We start from the raw sequence: 8778 nt of genomic DNA, 5'->3' as shown, positions 1-8778 counted from the left end.
AGGTTAACTCAATAAGAAACAAATTTATAGCTACTCAAACTCAAGTTGAGCTTCATAATATAAGTTCTGATTTTTCTGATATGAAATTGAATTTACCTGGACTTGAAATTATTCGATCTGTTATGAAAGAGCTAAATATTCCTTTTTCTGAAGACGACGGATCTATGTTGGCAAGCTCTGATATTGGTAACGTAAGTCATATTTGTCCCGCGTTTCATCCAATGTTAGCTGTATCAGATCATTACTTTGCACATCATACAAAAGAATTTGTGGATGCAATGAAAACAGGACATATCAAAGAGGTTATCGAAAACGGTGCGAAAATTATAGGTTTCTTTATTTTAACAACGTTAGCTGAACCAGATTTATTAGAAAAAATTAAACAAGATTTCCAAAAGAACAATATATGATTATAGTTCGTTCTTTAAGTCCATTGTATTTAATTTATCCCCTTTCTTTGAAGGTGATAAATTTTTAGTGCTCAAAATTATTATGATATGAAGAAATTTGATTTAATAAAATAATGTTATTTTTGTTCATATACATTTTACAATGGGGATTAGGAGTCAACATAAAAATTACTGAACGTAAGACATAATATTGGTATAAGTATAGAGATGTATATATTCTTTTTCTTAGGTTTGGTTATTTCAATCTTTAAGATAACAAAATTTATGTATGAATGTACTTACACTAACACGGGTGCATTAGCAGAAGATTAAGACTGTCAAAATAAACAGTCTTTTTTCTTATTCCGCAAACGGAGCAGATTTGCATAAGAATTAATTTCCGTAAAAAGGAATATTTATATATTAGTCGCTATTTTAGAAAGAGGGGTTAGTAATGCCGTATTGTAAAGTGGAGCAAGCAGAAATTTATTATAAAGATTTAGGAGAGGGTATTCCCATTATAATGATACATGGTTTTTCCCCTGATCATCGATTGATGACTGGCTGTATGGAACCGGTTTTTACTAATAGAATGGGTTATCGACGAATTTATATCGATTTACCTGGTATGGGGCTGTCAAAAAACTATGATTCTATACGTAATTCTGATGAAATGCTAAAGGCAGTGCAGGATTTTACTCAAACCATTATTCCTGACCAAAAATATATTATTATCGGTGAATCTTATGGTGGCTATATAGCAAGAGGGGTGATTAATAGAAAAGAAGAACAATTACTAGGTGCAGCTTTTATCTGTCCTGTTATTGTACCTTTGTTAAAAAATAGAGGTGTCGAGAAATATAAAATAATAAAAATGGATAAGCAATTCATTTCAAAGTTATCGAAAGAGGAACTGGAAGGCTTTGAAATGAATAATTGTGTACTTGATGAGTACACTTGGTCAAGATATAACCAGGAAATATTAAGCGGTTGTAAAATAAGAGATGAAAAATTTTTAAAGAAAATTAAAAGTAATTATGGATTCTCTTTCTTGATTGACCAAACCGAGTTTGATAAACCAAGTGTTTTCTTGCTAGGCAGACAAGATTCCCCTGTAGGCTATCAAGATGCACTTGAAATAATGAAAATGTATCCACGAGGAACGTTTGCTGTATTAGATAGAGCGGCGCATAATTTACAAATTGAACAACCAGAAGTGTTTAATACTTTAATCAATGAATGGTTAGATAGAATAGAAGAATCAGTTTACTAAACAAAGAGAATACTGTTGATATGTGAAAGAGAGCTACCAATGAGGAATGAACGGTAGCTTTTTCATTTGGAAGAACTGGTCAGTGTTAGTTCGTGAAGAAAATCTTTTTAAAAGAGAAATTATATCTTAGAAGGGTTCATTCAATAGAGTAAGGAATTAAGAATAGCATTTATTCACCCTCTTAATCATCACTAACCTAGAGTCGTCTAAATGACAGCTTTTTTTGTGAAGTAATATATTAAATAAAAAAACCAGCCTAAAAAAGACTGGTGACAAAGGAGGTGTTACTTTGAAAAAGATTGATTAAATATTAGTACTTAAACCTTAAAAAATCATTAAAAATATAAATGTTTGTATAAAAAAGTAGTGTCGCAGGACGTAGATTATGTGTAAGAGAATGCAACTTTTTTTATAGTGATAACAGAGCAGGATCGTTGAATATGATGTTACTAATTTATACAGCTAAATCTACAGAAAGTTTTACGTTATAATGCTTAAAAAGAGGAAGTATAATTTAAGGAGAATGAATGTGACTAATTACGAAAGTCGGTTGAAAGAAATTATAAAAAATGACGATTACATAATGTCTTTATTAAAAGCTGTTGAGAAGTTAAATGTAAATGATGCTTGGATTTCTGCGGGACTCATTAGAAATAAAGTATGGGACGTTTTACATAACATTCATACACCAATAAATGACATTGATGTTATTTATTTTGATAGCATGGATACAACGTGGGAAACAGAAAAAGAATTAGAAAAAAAATTAGAAATTATCGTTCCCAACCAGCCCTGGTCAGTAAAAAATCAAGCAAGAATGCATTTGAAAAATGGATTTGAACCTTTTAATTCTTCTTATGATGGCGTAGCCCATTTTACTGAAATACCTACTGCAATAGCTGTGAAAATGTGTAATTGTGAACTGAAAATAATGGCACCATATGGACTAGAGGATTTGTTTAACAAGATTGTAAAACCTACTCCCTACTATCAAAAGAGTAGCAAGTTACGTTCAATATACAGTAAACGTATGCAGGAGAAAAAATGGGATACAATTTGGATTGACTTATCTATAGAAGCTTAAGGTTATTTAGAATTTAGTGTATTTTTCGGAAAGGTATATTTGTGAATTATTACATAGAAAAACATGAGCTTTATCTCTATCTCAAGAGCTGTGATTAGCTCTTTTTTTTATTCCTCATAGTGCCATCATGCGTTATAAAAAGACAATTAAACTTTGGTCTTTATGTTTACATTAACATTTTGTATTTAATAAATTTTTTGTGAATCGTATGGATTTATAGAAAGAAATCAATTACCTTTTATCGTTTGCTTCTGAATGAATACAATGAGGTAAAAACCTTTTGTGGTTAATTTCAATGATTGATACTTTGTAAAAAACAAGGTGTATTATAAAGTGTAATCAATGAATGTTTTTGATCTTTCAATCTCCGTTACTACTAAGGAATATTTTCTACTAGTTTTTTTACAATTTTATAATCTAAATAATCCATTTATTTAAATCGCAATTTAGATGAAAACATATTTTAAAGTATTTTATTCTGCTTTAGATACATAATACTAACAAAAAAATACAATCATTTTATATTGGATTGTAAATGTATTCAGATAAATGAGGTGATTAGATAGATGCCTACTTTGGATGTAGATGGTTATAATCTATATTATACAGTGAAGGGAAAAGGAACTCCCATTGTTTTCATACATCCTCCATTGCTAACAAGTGCAAATTTTATAAACCAATTAGAAAATCTATCTCACAAGTATAAAATTATTACTTTTGATATAAGAGGGCATGGCAGGAGTTTGTATTCTAATAGGACTATAACATATCAACTGATTGTTGAGGATATTACAAATCTTCTTGATTATTTAGGAATAGAGAAGGCTTTTATTTGTGGATATTCAACTGGGGGTTCTGTCGTTTTAGAGTTCCTATTAACTAAAGCTTGTAGGGCATTAGGTGGTATTATTATTAGTGGAATGTCTGAAGTGAAAGATTTATATTTAAAGCAAAGAATAGTTTTAGCTGCCAAACTTGCAAAAGTGAGAGTTCTTCCTTTTCTATCACTTGCCATTACATGGGGAAATTCTAATAATCGACAAGTATTTGCAAAGTTGTATAAGGAAGCAATAAATGGAGATGCCAGGAATATCGAACAGTATTATCGCTATAGTTTACAATATAATTGTACAAGTCAGCTTCAAGATATTAAATTACCTGTTTTACTTATTTATGGTGCGAAAGATAAATCATTTCATAAATACGCAAGTATTCTGCACGAAAAACTCCCTGATAATGACTTGATTTTTTTGGAAAAGGAAAAACACCAAATTCCAACAAAGGCCTCTTTTGAATTAAATGAATTAATAAATAAATTCCTTTTAACCCATAAAAAATAAAGAAATCTTAGTTATAGAGAATAAAAAACTGAATACCATTCACCTTTGTTGATTATACATATAAAACTTACAATCATATAATAATATCTCTAACAAATAATAATATAGAAAAGAGACAAATTTTTTAGAAGAGGTATAGAAAATTAGTTGTTTTATATTTAACACTCTCATAATTATTATTTTATTAACCAAAAACGACATTAATGGTGAATTTAATGTCGTTTTTGGTTGCTTTGATTTTTCTAAAAATAAACATACACACTGAAGCTTAAAAAAGGATAATTCTATTCTTGGTGGGGGGGCTTGTCTTCCCACCAAGAATTCGAAATTATTCTAGTTAGTTATCTAGGGTAACAAAGAATAATCTTTCGATTATACAAATAATCCAACTATTGTAGCAGATAGGATGGAAGCCATAGTTGCTACAAGTAACATCTTTAATCCAAATGCACTAACCTCTTTTCCCTTTGCTCCATTAATTGCTTGTACGGCACCACCAATAATACCAATAGAACCAATTGAAGCAAAAGAAATGAGAAACGTAGAGAGAACGGACACTGTTTTTTCTGATAGTTCTCCCAAAATAGGCTGGAATTGCATGATTGCTGCGAATTCATTAGCTATTAGCTTTGTTCCCATTACGGAACCAGCAGTAATTATTTCACTACTTGGAATACCCATTAAGTATGCGATTGGTGAGAAAAGATAACCAACCATAGTTGTTAAATCCATTCCAAATATACTATTGAATATTCCGTTTACCAATGCAAGTAATCCTAAATACGCAATTAACATGACACTTACAATAAGAGCTACCTTTCCACCATCCATAGCTCCAGATCCGATTGCATCAAAGATATTTTTCGTATGAATCATATCATTTATATCAATTGATCCTTCTTCTTTTGAAACTTTTACAGGCGCTATTATAGAAGCTAGTATTAATGCACTGAAAACATTCAATACGACCGCGATTAAAACAAATTTCGCTGGTAACATTGTCATATAAGAAGCGATAAGAGCAGCTGAAACACTTGCCATTGCAGAAGTAGAAATGATGAATAACCGATTTTTCTTTAAATCTTTAATATGTGTTTTAATTGCAAGAATAGCATCTGCTTGACCAAAGAAAACAGAATTGATTGCATTGAAACTCTCAACGTGAGGTAATCCTGTAACTTTCGATAATAATCCACCTACATATTTAATAATATAAGGAAGGATTTTTAAATGCGTTAATAATGAAAGGAAAGCTGACGTGAAGACTAGAATAAGTAATACATTAATAAAGAAAGGTGATCCTCCGTCTGGAATCCAACCTTCTACAATGAAATTTACACCTTCCATTCCATAATCCAATAACTTATTAAAACCAGTAGCAATTGTATCAATCACCTTCAAACCTATGGTCGTTTTTAGAAGTAACCAAGTAAGAATGAATTGAATTCCAAGCATAATTATGACAGCTCTAAAATTAATATTTTTCTTGTCATTAGAAATTAAGTAAGAAAAACCAATTAATAAAACAATTGCAACAATACCAAGTAGAATACTGAACAAAAAATATCCCTCTTTCTTAAAATAATCTAGGAAAAAATAATAAAACAATTTGCAACTGTCTCTTACCACCGTATGTATATTACTTATATTCAAAAATGAACACAAGGACATATGTCCTACATACTAAAAATGATTTGCCATTAAAATATTACTTCGGAGGTTATTTATTTTAGAGTATAGGATAGGATGTTAATAACCTACTAAATACAAAATTAGAGGAAGAAGAAAGATGCGAATAATTGATAATAAACCATTAATTTATTCATATCTCGAAAAGAATAACTTAAATGTATTCTTTTCTTCGCTTGATATAAATAAAATACAGTTATGTAGTTTTACTAAAGGAGAAAATATTATAACGGCAGGTGAACCTCTTCAGAAAATTTTATTTCTTGTTGAAGGGAAAGTAAAAATTTTTACGATGACACCCGAAGATAAAAGATTGATAATACGGTTTCTTAAAGCTCCTGTAACGTTAGGGGATATAGAATTCGCGAATGAAGAAGTAGCTATGAATTCAGTAGAAGCTAGCACAGATTGTATGGCTTTGTGTATTTCGTACAAAAACGTAAAAGAAACAATCGGTAACAATCCAAGCTTTCTACAATTCTTACTTAAATCTATTGCTCAGAAATTTAGAACGAAAACGAGTTTTACTACTTTTATTGTTCTTTACCCTGTTGAAGTGCGCTTTGCCAGCTATCTATTGTCCATTTCTACGGATAGTAAGGGAACATTATTTCGAGAGGAAATGAAGAATTCAAGCTTAGTCGATATTGCGGATATTATCGGTACTAGTTATAGACATTTAAACCGAGTAATCCAGAAACTGTGTAATGAACAGGTAATTGAAAGAGTGAATGGTGCCATTCATATTAAAAACCTTAAAAAGCTTCGAAAGTTAGCAAAAGATAACATATATGAATAAAAATGTTGTCTTTCTAATGTTGATATCGATAATCATATTTTTGTTATTTGAAGGTAACCGTTATAGGTAAGAATGTGAAGTATTGTACTTAAATAAATGGGTGTAATAGCTTAATATGGATTAAATTATGTTTTTATTAAAAAGTTCAGCCAGAACTTTCTGGTTGAACTTTTTAATTTGGATTTAATCTATCAGTAGCTGGAGTAGAACGTACGGGTGCGTAGGATATTGATCCTACCAACTAAAATGTTTGCCTCTACTAGTTAGAAATATGTTTGAGGCTGGTTGGAACGTAGATCTAGTATAAGATAGAGGAGCTATCATACTACTTGGAGATAGTAGGGGTTACTTTTGCCCCTACAATGTATCCCTTCTTATCAGAATTTACATAATTATGCGTTACGACAAAAAGGAGAATTATATTTACTAGCAAAAATTGTTTGACATTACCACTACTTAGTATTAATATGTAGTTGTACTTAGTAATATTAAGTAGTGGTTGGAACAGAATTTATAATTAAAAAAAGGGCTATTAATTAGCGAAAAGGGTTTGACATGAAGACTACTTAGTATTATTATATAGCTGTACTTAGCAATGCTAAGTAGAGGTTGTCATATTATTTTTAACAAGATATCGTGAGAGATTTAATACGTTAACTACTTAGTAATATTATGTAGTGGTTAGAAAAGAGGGAAATTATGAATGAATTTACAACCATGCTAAAAGGAGTTCTACAAGGAATCATACTACAGAAGATTAGGGAAGGAGAAACTTATGGTTATGAAATTACGAAATACCTGACCGATTTAGGGTTTGAAGATATTGCGGAAGGCACTGTTTATACGATTCTTCTGCGTCTAGAGAAAAAAGGTTTCGTCAACATTAATAAGAAAAAGTCAGATCTTGGGCCAACTCGAAAATTTAACACGTTAAGTGCTGCAGGGGAAGAAGAGCTTATGAGTTTTTGGGAACGTTGGTCTTTTATTGAGGAAAAAATGAATGAAATAAAGGAGAAAAGACATGTTTAAAAAAATGATGGAAGAAAAACGAGAGTACCGAGCATATCAAAAACGAATTCAGCAATTACCTGAGCCACATAAAAAAGCGATGGCGGCGATTGATAGATATATGTGGACATTCGCTAAAGGATCAGGCATGCTGCACTATCTGAAAAATATTTTAGAGATGTTCGAGGAGAGTGTGAGAGAAGGCTTAAGTGTTCAAGATGTCGTTGGTCATGATATTGCCGAATTTGCTGATTCGTTATTAGCTGAGTTTCCTGAGGAAACGTGGATGGATAAAGAAAGGAAAAAATTAAGAAATTCAATGAAATAAAGGAGTGAAATACAATGACAGGTTAATTCAACAAAAAAAGAGATTGCCATATAACAATCTCTTTGTAAAAAATGTATATTACCTGTATTTATTCGAAGAATGCTTTTGAATAATGAACAGTGCCTTGTGTATTTTGAAGAGAGCCTTCAGTTAATTCTAAAGCCATAAACACATCATCTGGTACATCAAATGGAGCCTTAATATTCCACAAGCTAGCTGGTTTAAAGCCAAATTTCGGATAATAATCTTTGTGACCTAATAAAATGATTGAGTCATATCCAATTTCTTTTGCTTTTTTTAGTGCTGCACGAATTAATTTACTTCCAACACCTTTATTTTGATACTCAGGAGCCACAGAAACTGGAGCAAGTGCTAGAGAATCAGCCGTATTTTCATCGTCTTTTACTTGTATTTTCGTCAATAAGATATGACCTATAATGTCATTATCTTGGTTTACTGCAACTAGTGAAAGTTCTGGAATAAAAGCATCTGATCTTCTAAGGCGATTCACAAGGAAATGTTCTTTCTTATCGCTGTATTCTTCATTTTTAAAAGCTCTCTCTACAACTTTTTCTGTCTTAGTGTAATCGTCAGTGAGTTCTTGTCTAATTAAGATATCCATTAATAGTCTCCTATTTTCTATAAAATGTTCTTTTTTAATTTTCTACAAAGTACTTTCTTAATGTATAAATCATTAAGAAAGTTTACTCACCAGTAATAAACATAAGTTTAGCAAACAAAAACCTCCAATATTGGATTTAGGTCAATATCTTGGACACCAAAAAGTTAGGTTTTAAGCAATTTTTCTAGCTGCTTCTTCCATAGCTTGTGGTGTTTTATATCCAATGCTACTATGAATACGTTTTCT

The 8778-nt window shown here is 30.9% G+C and carries 8 protein-coding genes and 1 pseudogene; 7 read left to right on the top strand and 2 right to left on the bottom strand.

The window, feature by feature from the left end:
- The 4 genes and pseudogenes from BN349_RS14060 to BN349_RS14045 all read left to right on the top strand — a co-directional run.
- Positions 1 to 410, top strand: a pseudogene (locus tag BN349_RS14060) (hypothetical protein); the annotation flags it as partial.
- Between the two features lie 433 nt (positions 411 to 843).
- Complete coding sequence (locus BN349_RS14055) at positions 844 to 1662, top strand: alpha/beta fold hydrolase (RefSeq protein WP_019242963.1); 819 nt, start codon at positions 844 to 846, stop codon at positions 1660 to 1662.
- A gap of 523 nt (positions 1663 to 2185) precedes the next feature.
- The gene (locus BN349_RS14050) at positions 2186 to 2746 is read left to right on the top strand and encodes a nucleotidyltransferase family protein (protein WP_026089318.1); all 561 of its coding nucleotides are present in this window, start codon (positions 2186 to 2188) and stop codon (positions 2744 to 2746) included.
- A 566-nt stretch (positions 2747 to 3312) separates the two neighbouring features.
- Positions 3313 to 4086, top strand: coding sequence for an alpha/beta fold hydrolase (locus BN349_RS14045; protein WP_019242961.1), 774 nt, complete (start codon positions 3313 to 3315; stop codon positions 4084 to 4086).
- A gap of 372 nt (positions 4087 to 4458) precedes the next feature.
- Here BN349_RS14045 and BN349_RS14040 read toward each other — a convergent pair whose 3' ends face one another.
- Positions 4459 to 5646 carry a NupC/NupG family nucleoside CNT transporter gene (locus tag BN349_RS14040; protein WP_019242960.1) on the bottom strand — a complete coding sequence of 396 codons (1188 nt, stop codon included), beginning with the start codon at positions 5644 to 5646 and terminating at the stop codon, positions 4459 to 4461.
- Positions 5647 to 5875: 229 nt separating this feature from the next.
- Between BN349_RS14040 and BN349_RS14035 the strand changes: the two genes are divergently transcribed.
- From BN349_RS14035 to BN349_RS14025, 3 genes are all read left to right on the top strand, one after another.
- Positions 5876 to 6574, top strand: coding sequence for a Crp/Fnr family transcriptional regulator (locus BN349_RS14035; protein ID WP_019242959.1), 699 nt, complete (start codon positions 5876 to 5878; stop codon positions 6572 to 6574).
- 699 nt (positions 6575 to 7273) lie between these two features.
- On the top strand, positions 7274 to 7603 hold the full coding sequence (locus BN349_RS14030) for a PadR family transcriptional regulator (RefSeq protein ID WP_019242958.1): 330 nt from the start codon (positions 7274 to 7276) through the stop codon (positions 7601 to 7603).
- Positions 7596 to 7910, top strand: coding sequence for a DUF1048 domain-containing protein (locus BN349_RS14025; protein ID WP_019242957.1), 315 nt, complete (start codon positions 7596 to 7598; stop codon positions 7908 to 7910). The genes BN349_RS14030 and BN349_RS14025 overlap by 8 nt, the downstream gene beginning before the upstream one ends.
- Positions 7911 to 7998: 88 nt before the next feature.
- On the opposite strand, the gene BN349_RS14020 is transcribed toward BN349_RS14025, so the two are convergent.
- On the bottom strand, positions 7999 to 8532 hold the full coding sequence (locus BN349_RS14020; RefSeq protein WP_019242956.1) for a GNAT family N-acetyltransferase: 534 nt from the start codon (positions 8530 to 8532) through the stop codon (positions 7999 to 8001).
- Positions 8533 to 8778 lie beyond the last annotated feature (246 nt).

Origin of the sequence: Bacillus sp. AP8 (assembly GCF_000321185.1) — a bacterium.
Classification (GTDB): domain Bacteria; phylum Bacillota; class Bacilli; order Bacillales; family DSM-1321; genus Bacillus_AD; species Bacillus_AD massilioanorexius.
Note: the sequence above shows the minus strand (reverse complement) of the source record. Positions and strands in the feature narration are given on the sequence as shown.